The sequence below is a fragment of the Pseudomonas sp. AC136 genome, from assembly GCF_979258585.1.
On the sequence record NZ_OZ409865.1, the window covers coordinates 1,798,687 to 1,824,081 of the forward strand.

Genomic DNA, 25,395 nt, shown 5'->3' on the forward strand with positions numbered 1-25,395 from the left:
GTGGCGGGCGGCCGTCAGGGTGACGGGCTCAGCGACAGGCTCGAGGGGGACGGAGAACAGGTGCAGCAACAGCGCAGCGGGGCATGGCAATCACCAATTTTTATTGTTGGAAGTCTCGCCAGCACGCACACAGCGGCCGGCGGCCGGTCGAGTGCCGGCGGTGGTGGGATGCTAAGCGGCGAAACTTTCAGCCAGCTTTCAATGCGCAGCGGGCTTAACCGAGCAGGCTCAGGACCAACAGCAGGCTGACGGCAGCGAACAAGGTTTGCAGGGTGATGATGCCGGCCATGAGCTGGCTGTCGCCGCCCAGCTGGCGGGTGAGCACATAGGAAGTCGGCGCGGTAGGCAGGGCGAAAAACAGGATCAGCACGCTGCTCGGCAACGGCGGCAGGCTCAAGGCGCGGGCCACGGCAAAGGCCAGCAGCGGCATCAGCAGCAAGCGAACCACACAGTTCCAGGCCAATGCCGAGGCCTCGCCGGCCAGCTCTTGCGGGCGCAAGGCCGCGCCGACGCAGAGCAAGCCAAGGGGCAAACTGGCGACGGCCAGCAGGTTGAGTAGGCGGTCGCTGCCACCGGGCAAACCGATGCCCAACACGTTGACCAGCGCGCCAGCAGCGCAGGCGATAATCAGCGGATTGCGGGCAATCGGCAGCAGCAAGTTGCGCACGCTGACGCCCCGCTCCGCCGTCAGCGCCCACACCGACAGCAGGTTCACCGCCGGCACCATCATTGCCAGCATCAACGCGGCGAGCGTCAGCCCTTCCTTGCCGTACAAGCTGCCCACTGCGGCGAGCCCCAGGTAGGTGTTGAACCGCAGCACGCCCTGGCTGATGGCGCCGAAACGCGCGGCCGTCCACTTGCGCAAACGCTTGCACAGCAGCAGCGCCGCCCACGCCACGCCCAAGCCCAACAGCACGGCCAACGCCAGGCGCGGCAATGCCGGGTCGGCCAGTGGGGCGGTGGCTAAATTGCTGAACAACAGCGCCGGAAAGAGAACGAAGTAATTGAGACGTTCCGCCGTCGGCCAGAATTCGTCACCGGCAAAGCGCAGGCGACGCAGGGCGAAACCGGCGATGATCAAGGCGAACAACGGCCACAAGGCCAACCACAACTGCAACACGACACACTCCCCGACTGGCTCGAGCCGGCATCTTGCGCAGCCCAGGCGCGAGGCGCAACACGAACCGGGCGGCGTGTCGGTCATTCAGGAGAGCCATCCATGACGGACATCCACACCGGCGGTTGCCAATGCGGCGCCCTGCGCTACCGCTTCAACGCGCCATTCAACGACGTTGCCCACTGCCACTGCAGCATGTGCCGGCGCACCAGCGGCGCGGTGGTCACCACCTGGTTCACGGTGCCGCTGGAGCGTTTCGAATGGACCCAGGGCACGCCCCAAGGCTTCGTTTCTTCACCCGGCTGTACCCGTTCGTTTTGCCCCACCTGCGGCGCGCACCTGACGTTTCATACCGAGCACAGCCCGCAAACCATCGACATTACGGTCGGCACCCTCGACCACCCCGACCAGGCCAAACCTGATCGGCACATCTGGGTCACCACGCGTTTGCCGTGGCTGCATCTGGATGAACACTTGCCGTCGGAAGATGGCGAAAGCACCTGAGGCTTACGGCAGCACCAAACCGCCGGACGCTTTGTGCAGCGCGCGCAGGTGTTCGCTAAGCAGTTTCAGGTTGGCGTCTCCGGCATCCAGCGCGGCCAGGCGCTGGGGTTCGAGCAGGCTGCGCACTTGGCCGTCGAGGTCGTCGCTAAGCTGGCGAAGTTCTTTCTGGCGACTGTCGCTCTCGGCTTGTAGCTTCTGCCATTCGCTGGCCTGCGGCAGGCCGTAGCCACCGTCGAGCAGCTCCGCCGGGCGGCTTAGAAAGCCGCTATTGGCGAGGATTTTCTCCAGAGTTTTACCCGCTTCACCGCTGCTGCCATCGGCCAGCGCCCGGCTGCTGAGGTAGCGGCGCTTGAGTTCGTCTTGCGCCAATAACAACTGCCGGCGCTGCGCGGCTTGTTCGAGTAGCAGCATGGCGGCGCTGGCACGCAGGTCGGCTTTTTCAAACCAGCTGCGACGCTGCTCGGCGCTCAGGCTGATCCACTCATCCACGGCTTGCTGCGGGATGGGCATGCGCTCTTTCAGCACCTCGAACATGGCCTGGTAACGGTCGCGAAACGAGTCGAATCGATAGCCGCGGCGCAGCGCTTCGCGGCGGTCATCCAGCACGCTGAGGTCCGCCAGATTCCGCCCCGCCAGCACTTCCAGCAGGCCGTTGGGCATGATGTTGTCGAGGGTTTGCAGCTGCGCCTGATCGGTGCCGCTGCGCAGCAGTTTCAGGGTTTCCACGGCGCAGTTATTGGACAGGAAGTAGTAGTTGCCGTCGTAGCTCCAATGCTGCTCGGCGGCGCGTTCGACGAGCGCTTCGAGCTGCGGGCGATCGAGTTTGAGCGGCACCGAGACCAGCCCGCGCAGCTCCACCTTGGTGTACTCCTCGATCACCTGGCTAAGCGGCAGCACGAACAGACGCGAGGGGTACACGCCGGTAAGGCCGTCCCAGCTCGACAATTGCAAGTCGCCGACAAAGGCGCGGTAGGACAAGACCAGGTGCTGGTCCATGTCCAGCCGGCAATCAGGCCCGCGCGGCCGGCCTGGGGCGCAAATCACCAGGCGCAACATGCTATGGCCCCAGCGGCTGGCCCACTCGTCGTTAGCCTCGGCGAGCAGGTAATCAACCTCGTATATGCGCTCGGGATCCAGCTTGCCTAAGGGCTGGCGGGCAAAGTCACGACCGGCATTTAGGTAGGCAAACGTGCTCGGGCAAGACTCGGCATTGGCCGGCGCCCAGCCGTCAAACTGTTCGCGGTAGTAGCGATTGAGCGCTGGGCGGCGGCAGCCGTACGCCGGGTCAAGGAGGAAGTACTCCATGTTCACGGCGACGAATTCGCGCGGGTTGCTCAGTTCGTAGATGTCCGGGCTGCGCGCCACCTGGCCGTTATGCGCTTCACGCTCGCCACGTCGGCCGACGTATTGCGGCCAGCCGGCAAGATCGAGCAGGCGCGGATCGTCGCTGAGGGTAAAGCGCCGCTCGGATTGGCCTCGGCAATCGTTCATCTGGCCAATCACGCCCTGGCTTTTAACTTGGCGTTGGCAACGCAACAGCAGCGTTTTTTCAGCCGGCGACCACAGCCGCGCACGGTCGTAAATATGAGTGAGCTCATGCAGCACAGTGGCGAGCAGTTCCTGGCGCACCGTGCCGTGGGGGCGATTGGTTTGTTCGCGGGCGGCCGAGCCGTCAGTCAGCGCGGGCAACAGCCGTTGGTTGAGCACCAGCAAGGTCGCATTGCGGGCCTGACCATAGGCGTTGCTTTGCAACTCGTCGGTCCAGCGCACCCGCACCGACCGGTCGAGGCGCTGAACGAACGCCGGCGGTAGCGCCGCCATGGCCTCGTCGAGCAGTGCCTGACTGGCCTGCTGCTGGTTCGCATCCAACCCGTCACGTTGCAGCTCAAGGCGCAGTTGCGCCTGGGCCAGGCTCGCGCCGCACAGCAGCGCGGCGCCTAACAGCCAGGCGCCGCCTCGAACTAAAAGGCGTTTCACAGGGCGAGAATAGCCTCGGCCAGCGTCTGGTCGCTGGCATCGCGGGCTTCGGGAACACGGTCTCGCAGGGTGGTGAACGCCGCTTCCAGTTGGGCGCCACGAATGGAGCCTTCGCTGGCGACAAAGCTGGCAGCGTCATCACGGGCTTCGAGCACCACTTTGGAATCGCGCACGGAAGTGGTGGTGTCGGAGGTGAAATCGATAGTACGGCCGAAGGCGCGAACGATGATTTCGCTGGTTTCCACCAAGGTATGGGCCTGGGCGGCACCGGTGGCGAGCAGCAAAGCGAAAGCGGCGAGCGGAAGCGGACGGCGCATAGAGAAATCTCCGAAACAAATGCGGGAAAAATGACTTGATAGCGAGTGAAACACTTGGACGAATTTGGACAGAGCCAGTTCCAAGCCAATTGTGGCTATTTGATGGCGGTCGCAAAAACGCCCGCAACGGCGGGCGCCAAGGCTAGCTGAAGGCGCGACGTGGGGCCAGCGTCGCGCCGTGTCGGCAGGCTTACAAAACCAGGATGGACTGGGCCAGTTGCAAGTCGCTGCTGGCTTGCAATTGCGGCGCTTGCTGACGGATATGCGCCAGAGCAGCTTCCAGGCGCGCGCCACGGAGATCACCGGCGGTGGCGACAAAGCTGGCAGCGTCTTCGCGGGCGGCGAGCACGATTTTGTCGTCGCCAAAGGAGGAGGAAAGATCCGACGTGACATCGGACGTGCCTTTAACGGCGCCGACCACGGCATCGGTGGTGTAAACAAAACTGGTCGCCGAGGCGCTAGCGGCGACGGTTAGCAGTGCAGCAGCAGTTAGCAGGCGCAAGGTGGTCATGGCATTTCTCCAGATGAGACGAAGGGCGACATCGCTAGACAGACTAGCGCAGCGGCGGCGCTTGGGTCGCACTTGGAGGGGCACGAATAAGGAAGGTTCGCACGCGGAAAACAAAAGGTTCGCGACCGCAGGTTGGGTTGAGCCTCTGGCGAAGCCCAACACAAGGCGAACCATGGCGCTCACTCGCGCCAGAACGGTTTGCTCAACTCCACTTCCCGATCACACAAGCTGATGCCCGCATCCGCCAACTGGCGTTCATCCAACCGCGCCAACTGCCGGCGGGTATGGGCGTTGCGCAGCCACAGCGCAACTGCGCCGGCAACGCGTTTAACAAAAGGACGCCGTTGGGCAAGGGTGGGCAGAAGAGCGGCGGTTTGGCCGAGTGCGCGTTCCATGGCACGTTCCTTCTCGCTGTGTCGCGAGTGCTGGGTATGGGAAAACATCGTCCCCCAGCGAGCGGTAACGCGGCAGTGACAGCGGGCAGAAATTGTACGGCTTCAGTTTACGTATTTTTCAAACTGTACCGCCCTTCCCAGGCGCAGCTGTGTAAATGGCTTTTCTGGGCCAGAAACGACGAAGCCCGCCGGCAGTTTCCTGCGGCGGGCTTCGTTTATTCAATTCAGTGGCTGGTGCGAAAAATGCCTCAGCCAGTTACAACACTTAACGCCAGAACGGCTTGCTCAGCTCGGCGAAGCGCTGGGCTTCACTGATACCGGCGTCTGCCAGCAGACGTGGATCCAGGCGGGCCAACTGGTGGCGGCTGGACATGCGGCGTTGCCAGAGCAGCAGATTGGAGACGATGCGCAGTGGCAGAGCAGCTTGGGCTTTCGAACTTTTTTCGCTTACGAACATGTCGGAACTGAGGGTACGTTCCATGGTTTGCTTCCTTCCGCTTATGGCGGGACTGGTTATTTAACTGAAGCGTATGTTGCGCCTCGCACAGCTGACCTTGTAGTCACAGTTCCCTCAAATTGTGCTGGTAGCGGGAAGTTTATACACAAACTGTTTTATCCATAACGGTGCAAACTGTATCGGTTCGCCCACTTTTGAGGCGTTTTTACTCAAAAAATCCTGTCGAGTTCGTCAGGTTCTGCGAAGACGGCGGCTGCCGACCAGTACAGTTTCCAATTTCCTACAGGTGTTTTCTCTGTTGATGCGCAGGGAAAACAGATTTTTTCCGGTTTCGCGGCAACTGTTCAGGTGAGCCCGGCTAGCCACTATCTAATGTCAATTGCGCGAAACCCTAGAATTGCGCAATGCAACCGGCGAGAGAGCGAAAAATGCAGATTCCCATTGCTCAGGACCGCCTGCTCGCGCTACTTACCTCAACTGGACGTGCTTCGCACCAGGCCTGCGCAGATGATCGTTTTCCCTAAAATTGACAGGTCACCGCGGTGCTACGCGTAACAGTTTCAACTGCGCGCGCTCCTTTCACAGGCGTGGCGAGATGGGGACTCAAAACGCCCCCGGTACCGACTTGAACGCGGATGAGCACAAGCGCCCCTATATAGATGTCACGCAGCCCATCCACATCCGGGTTATTCGGGCCATAAAAAAACCCGCGGGGAGCGGGTTAAAAGTTCACGCAGGGAATCAGTCGAAGCGGGATCAGCTCGCCGCTTGCTCGAAAATCACATAGACCTTGCGGGTCGCTTCCAGCACTTCCCAGGTACCGGAGAAGCCAGCCGGGATAACAAAGCGGTCGCCGGTGCGCAGGGTTTTGGCGTTGCCTTCGCCGTCGCGCAGCACCGACACGCCTTGCAGAATTTCGCAGTATTCATGTTCGCTGTAGTTCACCGTCCACTGCCCCACCGCGCCTTCCCAGATGCCGCTGGCAAACTGGCCGCACGGGCTGGCGTAGTGGTTGCGCACGCTTTGCTCGGGGTCGCCCTGGAGCACCTTTTCTGCGGCGGGGCGATAGTGCTCGGCGGCAGTGGTGGCAGTGGCGAAGTCGACGACGGCGGCAATATTCATGGTCTGGTCCCAGTCCAAGCGCGTAAGTAAGTGTGTGTTTTTCTGCGCAGCCTTCGTGGCCAGCACAGCCGCTCAATGCCTTGAACGTCGAGACGACGACCCATGCAGCGGAGCGTCGCAGTCTATGTTTAATAAAACGAACATGACAAGGGCGTTTACTGCCCTCGTGTAAAAAATATTGGAAAGGCGCTGTGCTCTGGTTTAGTGTGGCCGGCACCGGCGAGCCGAGTAGGCTTGCAGAATTTTTGACAGGCGCGCGTGCAAGCAACGCCTGTTTCGTCTTGATAAAGCTCAACTAATAAGAGGACGCACACATGACTACCTTGAGCCGCGCCGATTGGGAAAAACGCGCCCAGGATCTGAAGATTGAAGGCCGCGCCTTTATCCACGGTGAATACACCGCTGCGGTATCGGGCGACACCTTCGACTGCGTCAGCCCGGTTGACGGCCGTGTGCTGGGCCAAGTCGCCAGCTGTGACCAGGCGGATGCCGACCTCGCTGTCAAAGACGCCCGCGCCACCTTCAATTCCGGCGTGTGGTCGCGCAAAGCGCCGGTTGAGCGCAAAGAAATCATGATCCGCTTTGCCGCCCTGCTCGATCAGAACGCCGAAGAGCTGGCCCTGCTCGAAACCCTGGACATGGGCAAACCCATTAGCGACTCGCTGAACATTGACGTACCGGGCGCCGCCCGCGCGCTGTCGTGGAGCGGTGAAGCCATCGACAAAATCTACGACGAAGTAGCCGCCACCGCGCACAACGAGCTGGGCCTGGTGACGCGCGAGCCAATCGGCGTGGTCGGCGCCATCGTGCCGTGGAACTTCCCGCTGATGATGGCCTGCTGGAAACTCGGCCCAGCGCTGTCCACCGGTAACTCGGTGGTACTCAAGCCTTCGGAAAAATCGCCGCTGACCGCCATCCGCATCGCCCAACTGGCCATCGAAGCCGGCATTCCAGCTGGCGTGCTGAACGTGCTGCCCGGCTACGGCCACACCGTTGGGAAGGCATTGGCGCTGCATATGGATGTCGACACCATCGTGTTCACCGGTTCGACCAAAATCGCCAAGCAACTGATGGTGTATGCGGGCGAATCCAACATGAAACGCGTTTGGCTGGAAGCCGGCGGCAAGAGCCCCAACATCGTTTTCGCCGACGCGCCAGACCTGCAAGCGGCGGCTGAATCCGCTGCCGGCGCCATCGCTTTCAACCAGGGCGAAGTGTGCACCGCTGGTTCGCGTCTGCTGGTCGAGCGTTCGATCAAAGACAAATTCGTGCCGATGGTGATCGACGCCCTCAAAGGCTGGAAAGCCGGCAACCCGCTGGACCCGGAAACCAACGTCGGTGCCCTGGTCGACACCCAGCAAATGAACAACGTGCTGAGCTACATCGAAGCCGGCCATGCCGATGGCGCCAAGCTGGTGGCTGGCGGCAAGCGCACGCTGGAATCCACTGGCGGCACTTACGTTGAGCCGACCATTTTCGACGGCGTGACCAACTCCATGCGTATCGCCCAGGAAGAAATCTTCGGCCCTGTGCTGTCGGTTATCGCCTTCGACACCGCCGAAGAAGCCGTCGAAATCGCCAACGACAGCATCTACGGCCTGGCCGCTGCGGTCTGGACCAGCAACATCTCCAAAGCCCACCTTACCGCCAAGGCCCTGCGCGCCGGCAGCGTGTGGGTGAACCAATACGACGGCGGCGACATGACCGCTCCGTTTGGCGGCTTCAAGCAGTCGGGTAATGGTCGGGACAAGTCGCTGCACGCTTTCGATAAGTACACCGAGCTGAAATCGACGTGGATTAAACTGTGATATCGGGGCGATCTCCGGGTCGTCCGTTTGAAGATGGTGTTGAGGTGAGTTCGGTTTTTACGACTGAACAGTAAGGTCCGCTCTTTAAGAGCCGGCTCTTGGAGCCATACCTGCGGCCGGGTTTCTGCGAAGAGACCCGGCCGTTTTATTTTGGGCCCGACTGGAGGGAGAGAGTCCGTGGTGATGCGTTGGGGAACCTATTTCGCCGTGGTCGCGGCGGTGGTCAGCATCGGCTTGGCACTTGGCGTGACCATGCCGTTGGTGTCGCTGCGTTTGGAGGGCTGGGGTTACGGCAACTTCGCCATCGGTGTAATGGCGGCGATGCCGGCGGTGGGCGTGTTGCTCGGCTCGGTATTGGCCGGCCGGTTGGCGGCGCGTTTTGGCACCACGGGCTTGATGCAAATCTGTTTTCTGATAAGCGCCCTGGGCATTTCCACGATGGCGTTGCTGCCCAGCTACCCGGTTTGGCTGGTGCTGCGCTTGCTCTTGGGCGTCGCGCTGACGGTGGTGTTTATCCTCGGCGAAAGTTGGATCAATCAACTGGCCGTCGACCGTTGGCGCGGGCGCCTGGTGGCACTGTATGGCACGGGCTACGCGCTGAGCCAACTGTGCGGGCCGCTGGTGCTAAGCCTGCTGGGCACCGCCACCGATCTAGGTTTCTGGACCGGCACCGGCTTGTTGATTGGCGGCTCACTGATGCTGATGGGCCGCACCGGCGCGCCGAAGGTCGACGGCCATAGCGCCTCGGGTCGCGGCCTGTGGGCATTTTGCGCGAGCATGCCGGCGATTGCCTGGGCGGTCAGTCTGTTTGCCGCCTTCGAGGCGATGATGCTGACCCTGCTGCCGGTTTACGGCTTGCGTCAGGGCTTCAGTCAGGAAACAGCGCTGCTGATGGCCAGCGTGGTGGTGGTGGGCGATGCGTTGTTGCAACTGCCCATCGGCTGGCTGGCCGATCGTATGTCGCGCGAGCGACTGTTTCTGGGGTGCGGCTTGGTGCTGTTGATCTCCAGCTTGTGCGTGCCAGTGCTGCTGCACACGCCGCTGATCTGGCCGGTATGGGTGCTGTTCGGCGCCAGTGCGGGCGGGCTGTTTACGCTGTCGCTGATTCTGATCGGCGAGCGTTTTCGCGATGACCAACTGGTGCGCGCCAATGCCCACATTTCGCAGCTTTGGGGTATTGGCTGCCTGATCGGGCCGCTGCTGACGGGCGCCGTTAGCCAGTGGATTAGCGGCCATGCGTTGCCGCTGCTGATGGCCGTGGGCGCGGCGGGGTTTGTGCTGTTGTTGTGGCGGGGGAATGGGTTGGGCGAGCACGCGCCCTCTAATGCGGTCGGGGGGAAATGATCGCGTCAGCCGCTTGCCCTCACCCCAACCCTCTCCCATAAACGGGAGAGGGAGCTGACCGCGCTGTTCCGTCCCCCTCGCCCGCTTGCGGGAGAGGGGCTAGGGGTGAGGGGCTTTTAGCGGTCAGGCATGCTCCGCCAACAACCGCGCCACCGTCTCCCCTACCACCTTCACCGCCGCCTCCGTCTTGGCGTCTGGCTTGCTGGCGTAGCTCATGCGCAAGCAGTTGCGGTATTTGCCCGCCGCCGAAAAGATGCTGCCTGGTGCGATCTGAATTTTGTGCGCTTTCAGTTCCCGGTTCAGGCGCAGGCTGTCGAAGCCTTCGGGCATTTCCACCCAAATCATAAAGCTGCCTTGCGGCCGACTCACTCGCGTACCTGCCGGGAAATAGCGGCGCACCCACTCGGTCATCTGGTCGCGACCACGGGCGTATTGCGCGCGCATACGGCGAATGTGCGGCTCGTAATGACCGCCTTCAATAAACTCGGTCAGAGCCAGTTGCGGCAGCTGCGCCGTGGTGCCGGTGCCCATGTATTTCATGTGCAGCACGCGCTCCAGATAGCGTCCCGGCGCGATCCAGCCGATGCGCAGCCCCGGCACCACGGTTTTGGAAAATGAGCTGCACAGCAGCACGCGACCGTCATCGTCGTAAGACTTGATCGTGCGTGGACGCGGGTAGTGGTAAGCCAGTTCGCCGTACACGTCGTCCTCGATAATCGCCACGTCATAGCGCTGGGCCAGGGCGATCAAAGCGCGCTTGTTGGCGTCCGGCATGATGTAGCCCATGGGGTTGTTGCACGTGGGGGTCAGTTGAATGGCTTTGATCGGCCACTGTTCCAATGCCAGTTCCAACGCCTCCAGGCTGATGCCGGTGAGCGGGTCGGTGGGCAGTTCCAGCGCTTTCATGCCGAAGCCTTTAAGCGCCTGCATCACGCCGTGAAAGCTGGGCGAATCCACCGCGACGATGTCACCCGGCTCGCAAATGGCGCGAATGGCGGCCGACAGCGCCTCGTGACATCCGGTGGTCACCACCACGTCTTCGGCAGGAATCTGGCAGCCGGAGTCGAGCATGAGCCGGGAAATTTGCTGACGCAGCGGCAAGTGGCCGCGAATGCAGCCGTAGGTGAGGCCGTTGAGGTCTTGTCGGCGACTGAGGCGCGACAACGAACGCAGCAATGGTTTGAGCGTCGGGCTAGTGTGATCCGGCCGGCCGCGGCCAAGTTGAATCAGACCATCGCTGCCCGGCGCCACGCTGATCAGCTCCAGCACCTGGTCCCATTGCGAAACCTCCACCGGCCGCTGCGCGGTACGCGAGACCATCGGCAGCGCCGGCTGTTGGCGTTCCTCCGGTACGTAATAGCCCGACTTCGGACGCGGCAGCGCCAAGCCCTGATCCTCAAGATGACGGTAAGCCTGTTGCACCGTGCTCAGGCTCACGCCGTGCTCGGCGCTCAGCGCACGCACCGACGGCAGCCGATCGCCCGGGCGATACAAGCCCTGCTCAATACGGGCACCGAGCAATTCGGCGAGGTTTACATAAAGGGTCATGGGGAAAGCCTGCGCACGCGTGGAAAGCACAGATCGTGCGTTTTGTGCAGCGTTTTGGCAACACCCATACAGATGCCATTAAAAAACGCCATTCAGCTCAGCGCGGGGTTTATCTGTATGGAGCAAATACCCATTTTTTGAATCTGTCGGGTTTCTGTTTGGCTCGGCATCATGCTTCCCACATACACACAGAAGCAGGTGAGGGAAATGAATGGGCTTAGCGATGTTCGGTTGACCTTGGGTCACGATCAGTTGGTGGGAAGAGTGGCGCACGCCAAGGCAGTGGCGCTCAACACCGCCGTGGCAGCGCCGCACGCCTCGCGCTGGAGCGCCTTCTGGCGGCGACTGACCACCCGCCGCGCGCTGCTGAATTTGACCGACGCCCAACTCGCCGACATCGGCATTACCCGCGCTGAAGCCAACCATGAGGCGCTGCGTCCGTTCTGGACGCTCTGATCTGTATGGTTCACCGCCGCCGTTTTGTCTGCCCGCAGGCAAAACGGCGCTTCAATACCCCTGCTTATCCTCGTCTTTAAACAAGCGCCGCACCTCGCTGCCCAGTACCGTTTGCAGCAAGTTGTTCATGCTCGGCAAATCGTTATCGAACCCGCCATGGCTGCGACTGCTGCTTTGTGCGCTGGCACTGTTGGCGATCACCAGCGTGCTGTTTTTCGGCTGGCGCTCAGGCTGAAAAACTTCCATGCCCAGAATCGGAATGCGCGCGGTTTTGTTGTCGTAGGCGTTAGAAACCAAATACAGCAGCGACTTGCGATACACCTGGCCCACGTTGTCGTCTTGCTCTGCCTGGTCCGAGAGGATCAGCAGCTTTTGCTGGGCAATGGTCGTGCCCAACGCCGGCAGAATGGTTTGCTCATACAGCGCCACGCTGCACGCCGGGGCGAACAACAGCAGGTTGGCAATTTTCGGCCCGCCCTGCGCCTGCCAGCGCTGCAATAGATGGGCGTGCCAGATTGAACCGGCGCTGTGGCCGGCCAAATGCACGTTTGGCGCCGCGCTGCCCTGCCCCGCTAACCATGCAATCAAGCGCTTCAGCACCTGGGTGCCGGCGCCCTGCGGCACGAACGCGCGCTGGGCATCGAGCTTCATTTCCTGCCACAGCGAAAAGCCCAACGGCTGCGTGAGTTTTTCGACCTGGTTGTCCCACCACGAACTCGCCGCGCCGACGCGCTCATCCACCGCCGGTTTCTTGATACGCAATAAATCGCCGAGTTCGCTCCACAAGCCGGTTTCCCAAATGAAGTGCAGCTCAAAGATGCCGTTGGCCTCGAACACCGGCCGCCATTTGAAGGCGCGCATGGCCGAGCCTTCCACCGCATTCAGGCCGCCGTGGGCGTACAGCACAATGTGCTTGGGCTGAGTGATTTGCAGCGAGGCGATAATGGCGTCCAGCTGCGTGGCGTCGGAGGCGTATTGGCCCTGGTCGTCGAAGCGGCCGTTGTCGATGTGCAGGTAATGCAAGTAAATCGATTCCTGAGGCGGCGCCGGTTGCGCGGCTCGAGCGACGCCGCCATCGGCGGTGTAGCGGCTGGCGGTATCGGTGACCTGGAAATTGACCTTCACCCCGAGCTGCGCCACCCACACGTCCCAGATGTTGGCTTCAAAGTCGGCATAGCTCCACAGCGCCACGCCGGGATAGGTGTGCTTGCCAACGGTGAAACCGCCCCAGTCACTCCAAGAGTTTTGCACCAGAAATCCGTCGCGGGTGTAGCCGACGATGGCGAAGGCGTGACCGCCGTCTTCTTCCCCAGCTTGCGGGCGCCAGACAATCGCGCCATCGCGCGGCGCCTCCCAGCCGCCATGGGTTTGCGCCGAGGCAAACACCACGCCCACATCGCGCAACGCTGCTTGCACATCATTGATACGCGAGAACACCCGAAAATAGGCGCCGAGAGGAATGTCCAAGGCTTCCTGCTGAATCGCCGGGGTGATGCCGGCTTTGCGCGTCAACGGCCAGCTGGCCTCCAGACATACACCGTGTTTGTGCCAGCCTTTCATGGCCCCGCGAGCGCTGCTGTAGTCGTAGCGCTCGCCCGGCCATTGGTCGTAGCGGCGCGCCATGGCGAACAGCATGGCCGGGCTGACCAAGCCCTGCTGGCCTCGGCTGGCGCGCAAATAATTGACCGTGGCGGCCAGGCCAAAACCGGTGCAGGCGCCTTGCGTGCCCTGGTCGAGAATCGTCAGGTGCGGCCACACCGGGTACAACTCATCGGGTAGCGGCGTGAGCGAGGCGCTGTAGGTGAGGTCGCGAAAATCCATGGAGTCGCGGCGCACATCCAATGTTTGCGGGGCGCTTCTTTTCTTAGAGGGCTTGGCGGGCTTCTTGGCGGGGCTTTTCGTGGAGGCAGCTTTTTTGCCGGTGCTCGCTGCGGTTGCAGGCGCGCCGGAGGCAACAGGACGCTTGGCCATGACCGTTCCTTGTCCAGAGGTGGGAAACACTGCTGCTGCCAAGCATTGACCGCTTTTCCCCAGAGTCAAACCGCCGCGGCAGCACCCGACCAAAGGCCTGCCTTTCGCCTTAAAACAAACTCAACTGATCCTGCTCGCCTGCCGGTTTGCTCTCCGGGCTTTTCGGCGGCGCGGGCGCGGGTTCGGCCGCGTCCACCGGCGCCACAAACCCGTCCACTCGCAAGCGCTCCGCCAACCCCGCCGCCCGTTCGGCGCGGGTGCCGACGGCTTCCATCAAGCGCGCCGGCAACGCCCAGATTTCAACCTTGTGCTTGGCGCGGGTAATGCCGGTGTAGAACAGCGAGCGCGTAAGCAGCGGGCTGGCGGTGTCGGGCAGCGCCAGCAGCACTTCGCTGAATTCCGAGCCCTGGCTTTTGTGCACGGTCATGGCGAAGGCGCTGTCGTGGCTGGGCAACCGCGCCGGGGAAAACGGGCGGAAGGTCGGTTCGGTTTCGCCGGCACTTTCAAAGAACACGCGCAGGCCATTTTCACTGGCCAGGCAGATGCCGATGTCGCCGTTGAAAAGGCCGAGCGCATAGTCGTTCTGACGCACCATCACCGCCCGACCGGGATACCAACGCTCGCGGCTGGGCAGGCTGAAGCGTCGTTTGAACCGCGCTTCCAGCGCCTCGTTGATGCCCTCCACGCCCCATGCGCCCTGGCGTTGCGCCGTTAGGGCGCGGAAACGGTTGAAGGCCGCGAAGGTCGCCGCCACGTCGCCGCTGCGCGCTGCCGTCAGATAAGGCGCGTAGCCTTGGTCCAGACGATCGAGCAGCGCACTCGGCGTAGGCTCACGCTCCCAGGCCAGGTCTGCCCTGCCCTCTTTCAGCAGGTTGAGCGTGCCAGTGGCATCGCCGCTGTTGATGCGGCGCGCCAACTCACCGATGCCGCTGTCGCCAGCAAAACGGTGGCTGTGGGTGAGCAGCACCACCGCATCGCCAAGCCGCGAATTCGGCGTTTGTGCTTCCACCGGTTGGCCGGTGAGGCGTTGCAGATCGGCGGCGGTTTCGGCGGTAAAGCCTCGGCCCTCGCACAGCTCGGCAAACACTGCGCCGGCTTCCACGGCGGAGAGTTGGTCTTTGTCGCCGAGCAAAATCAGGCGCGCGTGAGTGGGCAGCGCGTCGAGCAGTTTGGCCATGAGCGCCAGGTCGACCATCGACGCTTCGTCCACCACCAGCACGTCCAGCGGCAACGGGCTGGCCGCCGTGTGGCGCACGCGCGGCGTGTCGCCCCGGCTGCCGAGCAGGCGGTGCAAGGTGCGCGCTTCTTCCGGCAAGGCCGCTTTGATCGCCTCGCTTACCGGCAACTCGGCCTTGGCATTACGAATGGCTTCGGCCATGCGCGCGGCGGCTTTGCCGGTGGGTGCTGCCAGGCCAATGGCCAAGCGTTCGCCGCCCGGTTGTTCAAGTAACGCGGCGAGCAGGCGCACCACCGTGGTGGTTTTGCCTGTACCCGGACCGCCGGAGATAACCGCAAGATTACGGCGCACCGCTTGCGCGGCGGCCAGACGCTGCCAGTCCGGCCCAGCTTGATTGTTGTTGCGGGCAAACAGACGCGCCAGGCCGTCGGCCAGCACGCTCTCGTCCACCTCCGGGTTGGCGCTGCCTCGGGCCAGCAGCTGCGCCGCCAATTGCGTTTCGTAATGGTGATAGCGCGCCAGATACAGGCGCTCGCCGTCGAGTATCAGCGGCGCGAACTCACCGGGCGCGCCCACCAGCGGCGAAGCCTGCAACTGCTCCACCCAAGGCGCCAGCGCCGGCACCAGCAAACCGCCGCCCACTTCCGGCCACGCGCGCTGCCCGGCCCAGCGGCGCAGCAGCAGGCACACATCGCCGTTGCCCAACGCCGCGCAGGTCAGCGCCGCGGCCAGCAGCACCGGCTCGCTGGCGTCTTCATCCAGGCGCTGCAAGCTGGCGACAAATGCGCGCTCTAATGGCCCAAGGGGCAGATCGGCAAGGCTCATGGCTGCTCCTCGTTGAACAACTGGTCGAGGGCATCGAGCAGGCTGTCGGCGGGCCGCGAAAAATACACGCCCGCTGTCGGCATGCCGCGCAAAAACAGGTAATAGGCGCCGCCCAGTTGCGCGTCGGTAAAGTCGGCCAGGCGCTGGCGCAAGAAGCGGCGCAGCGCTACCAAATAGATGAGGTATTGCAGGTAGTAATGCTCGCCCGCCAGCGCTTGCAATAGGCGCTCGCCGCTGTAGAAGCTGGCGTCCGGCCCCAGCCAGTTGGATTTGTAATCGGCGATATACCAGCGGCCTTCGTGCTCGAACGTAAGGTCGATAAAGCCTTTGAGAAAGCCTTTGAGGCTGTCGAATTCCAGCCGCTGCGCTGCTTCGCGCATGGGTGCCGCCAGGCCGTATTGCGGGTCGGCGAGAATGGCGCGCAGGCGATACACATCCAGATGCGCCACCGGAAAGGTAAAGCCCAGCTCAGGCAAACGCCGCGCCGATACCAGGCTGGCCAGCGTCAGGCCGTGGCCGTCGAGGTCGGTGTCGAGCACGCGTTGCAAATGGTCGGCGGCAAGCTCGGTCCAGTCGCGCGACAGGCCGTGGTCGGTCAGCGCGTGTTCCACCAACGCCGGCAGCTCGCCTTTACCCCGCGCCCAGTCTTCCAATACCGCGTGCAGGCAGGTACCGGCGCGAGCGCCACGGGGAAAGGCGAAAAAGCCCAGGCCCGGATCGCTGGCGTCAGGAATGCTCAGGTTGTCGCGGTCGGGCGCCTCCATGTGCATGCCCGCCGACAACCCGGAAAAGCTGCCGATACGCCAGGCGCTGTGCAGGCTGCGCTCAAATTGTCCGAGCTGCTGCGGCGCCGGTGCGCGCTGCTCGCCCGCTGCCGAAGCTTCGCTATTGAGCAGCGGCAAGCGCGCAAAGGTGCCGCCGCTTACGGCTACCAGTTCATCAATTTCGCTGGCCAGCGCTTCGCCGCTGCGCTCGTTCAGGTGCTGCGCCAACTCGCCCAGCGCGTCGGCGCCGGCCAGTTCGCGGCCGTGGAGCAACCACGCCAGGGCGCTGCTGTGCAGGCCTTCTTCGGGCAGCAAGCCGGTTTTCTTCACCGGTGCCGGCACCGCCACCGGGCCCCAATGCAACCACAGGCGATCGCGGGCGCGGGTCAGCGCGACATAGGCCAGGCGCAATTGCTCGGCGAACACTTCTTCGCGGGCGCGCTGCAGATTGCTGTCGAGGTTTTCGCTGCCCATGTCGAGCATCGGCTGGCCGTGCTCGTCGTGGCAGGTGGCGCTGTCTTTGTGCTGCCCCAGCAGCCGGCCGTTCCACAGATACGGACAGAACACCAACGGGTATTCCAGCCCTTTACTGGTATGGATGGTGACGATCTGCACGCGCTCGGCATCGCTCTCCAAACGCAGCAGGGCATCTTCGCCGGCGCCTTCGCTGCCGCGCTGCGCGTTGAGCCAGGCCAGCAACGGCTCAAAGCCTGGCCGCTGCTGGCTCTCGGCTTGCAGCAGTTCGGCCAGATGCAGCACGTTGGTCAGGCGTCGCTCGCCATCGGGCGCTGCCAGCAGGCGCTCGGCCACTTGTTCTTGATCGAGCCAGGCGCGGAAGGCGCGCATAAACCCTTGTAGCTGCCAGAGCTGGTGATACAACTCGGCGTCTTCGCGCTCGCGGTCCCAGGCGCGCTCGTCGTCCTGACAGCGCGCCAGTTGCTGAGCGTCGCGGCCGAGCAAGCGCGTGGACAACGCATACCGCAGCACGCCCTCGCGGCCCGGTTCGGCATAGGCCGCCAGCACCGCCGCCAGCTCGGCTGCCTCCTCGCTGTGCCACACGCTTTGGTTGCCGCGCCGCACGCTGGGCACGCCCCGCGCCACCAATTGCTCGGCCACGTCCGAGGCTTGCCGGTGGTTGGACACCAGCACGGCAATGTCGCCGCCCTTGAGCGGCGTGCGCGTGCCGTCTTTGTCGAAATACGCCTGCCCCTGCGCACTGGCAGCCAGCAGCGTGGCGATGCGTTGCGCGGTATCGACCGCCACCAGCGCATCGGCGCGGCCCTTGTTCAGCGGTTCATCGCCGAGCCACACCAGCGACAACGGCGCTTCATTGCCGGGCGGCAGCACCAGTTGCGAGCGCGCCTTGGTGCCAGCCCTTACCTGGGGATAGTCCAAGCCATCCACGGCAAAGGGTTGCGGCCGCGCGAACAGCAGGTTCAGGGCGGCAATCAGCTCGGCGGTGGAGCGGTAGTTAAACGGCAAGTCGTAGCGCCGCTCGGCGGCGGCGCGGGCGGTTAAGTAGGTGGCCAGGTCGGCGCCGCGAAACGCATAGATGGCCTGCTTGGGATCGCCGACAAAACACAGGTCGCCGCCGTCTCGGTAGATGCGGTCGAAAATCTGGTACTGCACCGGATCGGTGTCTTGAAACTCATCGATCAAGGCCACCGGATAACGCGTGCGCAGCGTTTGCGCCAGGGTCTCGGCCACCGGGCCGTGCAGGGCTTCGTTCAGGCGATTGAGCAGATCATCAAACGCCAGAATGCGCTGGGCGGCTTTGCGTGCCGGCAGCTCGGCGTTCAGGCGGTCGAGCAGACGCACCTGCAAGGCAATCAAGCGTTGCTCGCCAGCCGGCAGCGCGTCGGCGATGGCCAGCAACAGCGCGTCGAACGCTTCGGCAACGGCGCTGACCGGCGGGTTATGGCCTTTCTTGGTGGCTTTGAACAACGCGCTGCCGGTGAGTTTGCCCAAGCCAATTGGCGCATCGAACAGCGCCGCCGGGTCGGCGAAATAGCTGTCCAGTTCGGCCGACCACAATGGCAGCTTCGCCACCTTGTGCGTGCTCTGGCTCAGGCCACCGTGTTCTTGCAGTTCCTCAATCCAGCCGTAGCCGCCACGGCGCCACAGCTCGGCGGCGGTATTCCAAGCCTGGCTGGCGGCGGCTAGCTCATCAGAAGCCGGCGCCGGTTCAGCCAGGCGCGGCTCGATACGCAAATAGGGCTTGCCCAAATGCGGACGCAAGCGCTGGCGCAACAGCGCCGGAGTGATTTTTTTCTTCGCCAGAAAGCGCGCCCAGGCCGGATCGGCCGATGCCAATTCATGGCGCCAGGCGTCGGTGAGCAAGGCGTCGAGCACTTCGCGGTCGTCGCTGGCCAGTTCGCTGTCGAAATCGCCACCGGCTTCGAACGCGGCGTCTTGCAGGGCGCGTTGGCAGAAGCCGTGAATGGTGAAAATTGCCGCTTCATCGAAACCATGCACGGCCAACAGCAAACGCCGCCGCGCCTCTTCGCCGGGGTACTGAGCGTGCAGGCGCGTGAGGAAGTCGTCGCTGCTGGGCGTGCCTTCATACACCGCCAGCAACTCGGCCAGGCGCCCGCGAATACGTTCGCGCAATTCCGCCGTGGCCGCCGTGGTGTAGGTGACCACCAGAATCTGCCCGACGCCCAGTTGCCGCTCCAGCAGCAAGCGCGCGTACAGCGCGGTGAGCGTCCAGGTTTTGCCGGTGCCGGCGCTGGCTTCAATCAGCGAACGGCCAGCGAATGATGAGGTGTGAAGGTCGAGGCTCATTCTTCGTCCTCCCCTTCCGGTGCCAACGCTTGCAGGGCGGGCAGAATCAGCGCGTGGGCCAAGGCCTCAAAGCGCTCGCCGAGCACCTCGCGATCACGAAACGCCAGGGCGTACCACGGGTCTTGCGACTCGCCGGGCAGCGGGCTGAAGTCCGCACCTTCCCAGGCCACTTTGGCCTTAAAGCGCGCCGCCTCGATGGGCTCTTTGCGCCCTGGCTTGAGCAATCCCTCGGCAAAGCCATAGCTGCTTTTCAGCATCAGCGGCAGCGGTTCGCACAGCGCCTCGCGGTAGGCCAGCAGCCACGGTTCCAGCAGTTCGCGCGGATTGGCCAGCGGGCCCAGTTGCCAATCGTGGACGGGGGAAATCAGCAGGCTTTCGCGGGCGATATCCGCCGTGGCGCTGAGGTTGAGCAGCACATGACGCAGCCAGAACGAGGGCAAATCCCAGGCGCTCGGTGCGTTGAGGCGCCATTCAAACAAGCCGCTGGAGGTCACGCCGTCGAGCCAACCGTGGATATGCACGCCGGCCATGTGCACGTCGACCAAAAGCGGCTGCGGCTGTTCTTCCGGGCGCGCTTCAAACAGCCGTGGCGCAAAGGCACGCACCGGGCCGCGCAGCTTGCCCCACAACGCCTGGCCCAACTCGCCGGTGGGCAACCAGCCGGCGGCGCGGGCGATGTCGCGTTCCTGCTCCAGCGTCCAGTCGCGCTCTACCGCTTCCAGCGCCAACTGGCGCAACCCGCGCCATGCCGGGCCTTCAAGAACGAATGGCTCGTCGCTGGCCAAGGCTTCGTCGCTGTCGGCCAGGCGCAAGCCCAAGCGTTGCTCCAGCAGAAACCGCGCCGGGTGGCGGAAGCATTGCAGCAGCTGCGACGGCTCGATGTGCAGCCAATCGGCGTCGGGTTCCGGCAGGCGCCCGGCAAACGCTGCCGGGCTGCTTTGCGGCGGCTCGGCCAGGCGCTGGGCGGCGCGGAACCACGACGCGGCGTAACTGCGCTGGGCGCCGCCGGCAAAGTTGCCAGGCGAGAAAGGTTGCAGCGGGTGGGCGATGGTCAGGTGTTTGCTGGCGAGCTCCTGAGCCTGGGTGTCAGCTTCAAGGGCATCGCGGCTGAAGCCGCTCTTACCGGGTAGGTGGGCGGTGAGGTCGACGGCTTCGAGCACTTCGCTGATCAGTACCGATGGCGGCAGTTCGGCGTTGTTGCGTGGGTCGCGGCCGACATAGCTGAGGTACAGGGCATCGCGCGCCGACAGCAGAATTTCCAGCAGCAGATAACGGTCATCCAGGCGCCGCGCGCGGTCGCCGCGACGGGGGTGTTGGGTAATCAGGTCGAAGCCGGCAGCAGGCGTGCGCCGGGGCAGCGCGCCATCGTCCAGGCCCAGCAAACAAACCAGACGGAACGGCAGGCTGCGCATCGGCACCATGGTGCAGAAGGTCACCGCGCCGGTGAGAAATCCGGACGCCCCGCTGCCCTGCTCCAGCGCCGTGCTCAGTTGCTGACGCACTAGCGCCAGCTCCAGCGGCCGCTCGATGCCGGCGGCTTGCGCCTGGTCACGCAAGGCGGCGCAGGCTTGGCTGAGCAGCAACAAGGTGTCGCCGGCTTCGCGCTCGTCGAACAGTGCGTCGATCATCGCTTGCAGCGTGTCGGCCCAGGCGGCCAAGGAGCGCGGGCGCTGCAGGTCTTCGGCCAAGGACGCCAGGCGCTGAACGAAACCCGCCAGGCGCCCGAGCAGTTGCGCGCGGGCGCCTTCGAGGGCATCCAGCGGCCAGGTGTCGCCCAACAGCGGCGCGGCATCGCCAGCCAATTGAGGCGGCGCGGCAAACCCGAGCAGCAGACGGTCCAGGCCCTGGCGCCAGGTGAAGGCTGCATCGGCAGGCAAGCCCAGCTGCTCGCGGTGTTCGCTGTCACGGCCCCAGCGCACGCCGGCTTCGCGCAGCCAATCGCGCAGCAGCGGCAAGTCTTCGTTTTCGATACCAGCACGGCGGGCAATCGACGGTTGTTCCAGCCAAGTCAGAATTTCTTCGGCGCCGAACCGGCTTTGCTCCAAGGTCAGCAGAGCGAGGAAGGCTTCGATAATCGGCAGCTCGGCGCGCAAGCTGCGGTCGGCCAGGCTGAACGGAATACGCGGCGAACGGGGGCCGCGACCGTGGCTGTCGCGGGTGGCAAACACGGCTTCGATAAAGGGCGCGTAGCGTTCGATATCGGGCGTCAGCACCACCACCTGATCGGGCGTGAGCGTGGGGTCGGCAGCAAAACGGGCGAGCAGTTGGTCGTGCAGAATTTCCACTTCGCGCAGCGGCGAATGGGCGATATGCACTTCCAGGGAGCGGTCGTCTTCACGCAGCACCAACCGCTCTTCGGGCTGGCGCGTGCGCAGGCGCAAAATATCGTTTTGCAGGGCGCGCAGCAGCGAGGTGTCGTGCAGGTCGGCGTCTTCGGAGTACAGCCCTATTTCCTGGCCGCCGAGGCCGAACAGCGCGTCGAAAAAGTCGCGCCCTTGTTTGCCGAGACTGGCGAGCAGCGGGTGGCCGACGTCCAGGTACCAATCGTCAGCCGCCGTGGCGCTATTGAGCACCGGCTGGCGGGCCAGCTCGCGAACGTCACGAATATCGCCCCAGGCTTCGCGGCACGGGTTGAGGGCGCAGACCACCACTTCAACATGGCGAGCCAGGCCGTCGAGCACGCGCATATGGTGCGGCGGCAAACTGCTGATGCCGAACACCAAAAGGCGCTCGGGCAGGCCGGCGATGGGCGTGTCGTCGTGCAGGCGGCGCAGTAAATCGTCGAGCAAGCGCGCGCGGTGCGGGTGGCCGTCGCGGGTCAGTTCACGCCAGAGCAAGGCTTGCCAACCTTCGTCGGCGCCAAGGTCGAGCAACTCGTTGCGCTCCCAGGCGGCGAGCCAGTCGTCGCGGTACAACAGGTATTGGTCGAAGACGTCGGCAATGCGAGCGCCGAGCGACAATCGCCGACGCTCATCGCCGCCTTCCAGGTACTGCGCCAGCCGCGGCGCTTGTTCCAGGTTGCTCGGTTCGCACAGCCAGTCGTACAGGCGCCACGTCAATGTGGTGGGGGAAAACGCCGATTGCTCCGGCAGCTTGTCGATCAGCTCGCCCAGCACCAGCCGCGAAACTTCCCAGACAAATTTGGCCGGCAGTTGCACCTCCAGTTGCATGGCGATGCCTTGCTTTCGCGCCAACTCCAGCGTCAGCCAACGGCCCATGCCCTGGCTCGGCACCACGACCAAAGCCGGGGCAAACGGTTCGCGCTGCGGTTGGGCCAACAGGGTGGTGGCCAACGCGCCAAGGGTTTCCAGATCGGGGGCGTGGTAGAGCGTGAGCATGGGCGCCGTCGCTTGCAAAGATGGCACGTAGGTTAACAGCTCGGCAGGCCGTTCGGGACCGGCAAATCGCGCGTCGAAACTGGCGTGAAGCGCATTCGCCAACTACAGCTAACTGCATGGCGCACAAGAAAAAATCGAACGCGGGCCGTTTGCTTCCGGTCCACTGCCCATATTCGCCATGCTGCCAGGGAGGCCGCGCTTATGCTGACCCTGCTCAACCTGCTTTCTGCCGTCGCCCTGCTGATTTGGGGCACCCATATTGTGCGAACCGGCATCCTTCGGGTGTACGGCTCGCAACTGCGCAAAGTACTCAGCCACAACATGGATACGCGCCCGCTGGCCTTCGCGGCTGGCATCGGCGTGACCGCGCTGGTGCAAAGCAGCAACGCCACCGCGCTGCTGGTGACCTCGTTCGTGGGCCAGGGACTAATGGCGCTGACGCCGGCGCTGACGATCATGCTCGGCGCCGACGTCGGCACCGCGTTGATGGCGCGGGTGCTGACCCTGGATTTGTCCTGGCTGTCGCCGCTGCTGATTTTCCTCGGCGTTATTTTTTTCCTCTCGCGCAAACAGAGCCGCGCCGGCCAGTTGGGGCGCGTGGCGATTGGCTTGGGGTTGATTGTGTTGGCGCTGCAATTGATCGTCAGCGCCGCCCTGCCGATCACCGAAGCCCACGGCATCAAAGTGCTGTTTTCCTCACTGACCGGCGACGTGTTGCTCGACGCGCTAGTAGGTGCGTTGTTTGCCCTGATTTCCTATTCCAGCCTGGCCGCCGTGCTCCTGACCGCGACCATGGCCAGCGCCGGCTTGATCAGCCTGCCCGTGGCGCTGGGCTTGGTGATTGGCGCCAATATCGGCAGCGGCATTCTGGCCCTGCTTACCAGCAGCATGCAGACCGAAGCGGGCCGCCGCGTGGCGTTGGGCAGCCTGCTGTACAAGGTCATCGGCCTGCTACTGATCAGCCCGTTTATTCACCCGTTAGTGCACTGGCTGAGCACCTTGAAAATGAGCCCGCAAACCTTGGTGATCGGCTTTCATCTGGCCTACAACACCACGCGCTGCCTGCTGATGCTGCCGACGGTTCATGTGATGGCGCGCTTTTGCAATTGGCTGCTGCCTGACCGTCAGTTGGACAACGGCATCGCCAAGCCCCGTCATCTCGACATGACCGCGCTGGACACCCCCAGCCTGGCGCTCAACAACGCGGTGCGCGAAACCCTGCGCATCGGCGATTTGATCGAAACCATGCTCGGCCATTTCCTCGCCGTTTTGCGCGGCCCACAGCCGCTGGCAGGCAAAGAATTGCGACGCCTGGGCGATGACGTGGATGCGCTCTATAACGCGGTGAAGCTGTATTTGGCGCAGGTGCCGGGCGAGGCGCTGGGCGAGCATGATCGCCGGCGCTGGGCGGAGATCATCGAGCTGACCGTGGACTTGCAACAGGCCGCTGACCTGCTCGAACGTATGCTCGGCAAAGTGCAAAACCAGAAGACCGCGCAGCAACATTCGTTTTCGGAAGCTGGCCTGCAAGAGCTGACCGAAATGCATCAGCAACTGGTGGCCAACCTGCGCTTGGGGCTGAGCGTGTTTTTGTCGGGCGACGCCCACAGTGCGCGCCAACTGCTGCGCGAGAAACGTCGGTTCCGCGCGCAAGAGCGACGCATGGCCCATGCCCACGTGTACCGGCTGCATCACCACATTGTGCAAAGCATCGAAACCAGCTCGCTGCACCTGGAGCTGATCGCGGACATGAAGCGTCTTAACTCGCTGTTCTGCAGCAGCGCCTATGCCGCGCTGGAAGCACACGAACACGGTGCGTTGGCCGATGGTGACGACGATCATGCTGAATCAGCCGCGCAGCAGGCCACCGATCTCGATTCCCCCGAGGCAAAACCGGCGGCACGTTGAGCGCTGTCTTTTAACCGACGGCTTGGGCAGAATCTGGCGCCATGCCCAACGCCATCGACCCCCGCCACGCCTCCGTCAGCGCCAGCCTCACCCAGTCGGTGTTGCACGCCGCTGTGCGGCTGGGTTTGGACCGCAACGACTTGCTAGCCCGCTGCGGCTTGAACGAGCAGCAGTTGACCGATCCCGACGGCCGCGTGGCTTTCAGCGCCCATGAGCAGCTTTGGCAGGAATTGGATAATCGTCTGGAAGCCAGCGAGCCAGGCCTATTGATCGGTGCCAATCTGGCGCCCGGCCCATTCAGTGTGCTGGGTTACTTGCTGCAAAGCAGCGCCACCTTGGGCGACGCGCTGGGGGCGGCGCTGCGTTATCAACGCCTGGTTGGCGAAGGCGGCGAGCTGCACCTGCACGCCGAGGGGGACGAACTGCGCGTGATTTATCGCCCCGTGCACCCCGAACTTCCCGCCACCCGCACACGCGTGCTGGCGCTGATGGTTTTCTGGGTGCACATGATGGCGCCGCTGCTGCATGCTTATCGCCTGCTTCGTGCCGAATTTATCCATCCGCAACCGCTTGAAACGCAGCCCTACCTCGCCGCCTTCAATGCCGAACTTCGCTTCGGCTGCGCCGACTACGTACTGGTATTGCCATTGGTGCTTCGCAGTGCGCCGTTGATTCAAGCCAACCCACCGTTGCAAATCCTGCTGCGCCAGCACGCCGAAGCGCTACTGGCGCGCCTGCCCAGCGAAGGTTTAGTCGCCCGCGTGGTCGCCCTACTCGGCGCCCAACTCGCCCATGGCGAACCGGACCGTGCCGATCTGGCGCGCACCCTCAACCTGAGCGAGCGAACCCTGCAACGCCGTCTGGCCGAAGAAGGCAGTAGCTACCAGCAATTGCTTACCGACACCCGCCAGCAATTGGCCGAACGCTACCTCGACGACGGCCAATTACCGGCGGCGGAAATTGCGCTGTTGTTGGGGTATTCGGAGCCGAGCGTGTTCTTTCGGGCGTTCAGAAACTGGACAGGGTTGACGCCGGGCGAGTATCGGTCGCGCATACGATCGGTCTAAGGCAC

The 25,395-nt window shown here is 63.6% G+C and carries 18 protein-coding genes; 6 read left to right on the top strand and 12 right to left on the bottom strand.

Features of this window, described 5'->3' with window-relative positions:
• Positions 1-214: 214 nt before the first annotated feature.
• A complete protein-coding gene (locus ACZZZU_RS08165) occupies positions 215-1,120 on the bottom strand; it encodes an AEC family transporter (protein WP_463550313.1) in 906 nt (301 codons plus the stop codon).
• A 99-nt stretch (positions 1,121-1,219) separates the two neighbouring features.
• Here ACZZZU_RS08165 and ACZZZU_RS08170 point away from each other — a divergent pair, with 99 nt between their 5' ends.
• Positions 1,220-1,621: a GFA family protein gene (locus ACZZZU_RS08170; RefSeq protein ID WP_122493967.1), complete on the top strand. Its 402-nt coding sequence runs from the start codon at positions 1,220-1,222 to the stop codon at positions 1,619-1,621.
• Positions 1,622-1,624: 3 nt separating this feature from the next.
• On the opposite strand, the gene ACZZZU_RS08175 is transcribed toward ACZZZU_RS08170, so the two are convergent.
• The 6 genes from ACZZZU_RS08175 to ACZZZU_RS08200 all read right to left on the bottom strand — a co-directional run bounded on the left by ACZZZU_RS08175 (position 1,625) and on the right by ACZZZU_RS08200 (position 6,400).
• Entirely contained in the window at positions 1,625-3,598 is a 1,974-nt protein-coding gene (locus ACZZZU_RS08175) for a DUF7844 domain-containing protein (RefSeq protein WP_463550314.1), read from the bottom strand.
• Complete coding sequence (locus tag ACZZZU_RS08180) at positions 3,595-3,915, bottom strand: DUF2388 domain-containing protein (protein WP_463383544.1); 321 nt, start codon at positions 3,913-3,915, stop codon at positions 3,595-3,597. The genes ACZZZU_RS08175 and ACZZZU_RS08180 overlap by 4 nt, the downstream gene beginning before the upstream one ends.
• Before the next feature lie 190 nt (positions 3,916-4,105).
• Positions 4,106-4,426 carry a DUF2388 domain-containing protein gene (locus ACZZZU_RS08185; protein ID WP_463383545.1) on the bottom strand — a complete coding sequence of 107 codons (321 nt, stop codon included), beginning with the start codon at positions 4,424-4,426 and terminating at the stop codon, positions 4,106-4,108.
• Between the two features lie 179 nt (positions 4,427-4,605).
• A complete protein-coding gene (locus ACZZZU_RS08190) occupies positions 4,606-4,821 on the bottom strand; it encodes a DUF1127 domain-containing protein (protein WP_463550315.1) in 216 nt (71 codons plus the stop codon).
• 265 nt (positions 4,822-5,086) lie between these two features.
• Positions 5,087-5,302: a YjiS-like domain-containing protein gene (locus ACZZZU_RS08195; protein WP_122452719.1), complete on the bottom strand. Its 216-nt coding sequence runs from the start codon at positions 5,300-5,302 to the stop codon at positions 5,087-5,089.
• 732 nt (positions 5,303-6,034) lie between these two features.
• On the bottom strand, positions 6,035-6,400 hold the full coding sequence (locus ACZZZU_RS08200; protein ID WP_463383546.1) for a cupin domain-containing protein: 366 nt from the start codon (positions 6,398-6,400) through the stop codon (positions 6,035-6,037).
• Between the two features lie 314 nt (positions 6,401-6,714).
• Here ACZZZU_RS08200 and ACZZZU_RS08205 point away from each other — a divergent pair, with 314 nt between their 5' ends.
• Positions 6,715-8,208, top strand: a complete 1,494-nt coding sequence (locus tag ACZZZU_RS08205) for an aldehyde dehydrogenase (protein WP_122493971.1) — start codon at positions 6,715-6,717, stop codon at positions 8,206-8,208.
• Positions 8,209-8,391: 183 nt separating this feature from the next.
• Positions 8,392-9,552, top strand: coding sequence for an MFS transporter (locus tag ACZZZU_RS08210; RefSeq protein ID WP_463536961.1), 1,161 nt, complete (start codon positions 8,392-8,394; stop codon positions 9,550-9,552).
• A gap of 123 nt (positions 9,553-9,675) precedes the next feature.
• Here the strand turns inward: ACZZZU_RS08210 and ACZZZU_RS08215 are convergent, their stop codons facing one another.
• Positions 9,676-11,100, bottom strand: a complete 1,425-nt coding sequence (locus ACZZZU_RS08215) for an aminotransferase-like domain-containing protein (RefSeq protein ID WP_463383547.1) — start codon at positions 11,098-11,100, stop codon at positions 9,676-9,678.
• Between the two features lie 207 nt (positions 11,101-11,307).
• Between ACZZZU_RS08215 and ACZZZU_RS08220 the strand changes: the two genes are divergently transcribed.
• The gene (locus ACZZZU_RS08220) at positions 11,308-11,556 is read left to right on the top strand and encodes a YjiS-like domain-containing protein (RefSeq protein ID WP_122493974.1); all 249 of its coding nucleotides are present in this window, start codon (positions 11,308-11,310) and stop codon (positions 11,554-11,556) included.
• 51 nt (positions 11,557-11,607) lie between these two features.
• Here the strand turns inward: ACZZZU_RS08220 and ACZZZU_RS08225 are convergent, their stop codons facing one another.
• The 4 genes from ACZZZU_RS08225 to recC form a co-directional block, all read right to left on the bottom strand.
• A complete protein-coding gene (locus ACZZZU_RS08225) occupies positions 11,608-13,527 on the bottom strand; it encodes a C1 family peptidase (RefSeq protein ID WP_463550316.1) in 1,920 nt (639 codons plus the stop codon).
• A 109-nt stretch (positions 13,528-13,636) separates the two neighbouring features.
• Entirely contained in the window at positions 13,637-15,529 is a 1,893-nt protein-coding gene (gene recD / locus ACZZZU_RS08230; RefSeq protein ID WP_463550317.1) for an exodeoxyribonuclease V subunit alpha, read from the bottom strand.
• Positions 15,526-19,077: an exodeoxyribonuclease V subunit beta gene (gene recB, locus ACZZZU_RS08235; protein WP_463550318.1), complete on the bottom strand. Its 3,552-nt coding sequence runs from the start codon at positions 19,075-19,077 to the stop codon at positions 15,526-15,528. Before recB ends, recD begins: the two co-directional genes overlap by 4 nt.
• A complete protein-coding gene (recC, locus tag ACZZZU_RS08240) occupies positions 19,074-22,415 on the bottom strand; it encodes an exodeoxyribonuclease V subunit gamma (RefSeq protein WP_463550319.1) in 3,342 nt (1,113 codons plus the stop codon). The genes recB and recC overlap by 4 nt, the downstream gene beginning before the upstream one ends.
• Positions 22,416-22,616: 201 nt before the next feature.
• On the opposite strand from recC, the gene ACZZZU_RS08245 reads away from it, so the two are divergent.
• On the top strand, positions 22,617-24,323 hold the full coding sequence (locus ACZZZU_RS08245) for a Na/Pi cotransporter family protein (protein WP_463550320.1): 1,707 nt from the start codon (positions 22,617-22,619) through the stop codon (positions 24,321-24,323).
• A 41-nt stretch (positions 24,324-24,364) separates the two neighbouring features.
• On the top strand, positions 24,365-25,390 hold the full coding sequence (locus ACZZZU_RS08250; RefSeq protein ID WP_463550321.1) for an AraC family transcriptional regulator: 1,026 nt from the start codon (positions 24,365-24,367) through the stop codon (positions 25,388-25,390).
• Positions 25,391-25,395: the final 5 nt, after the last annotated feature.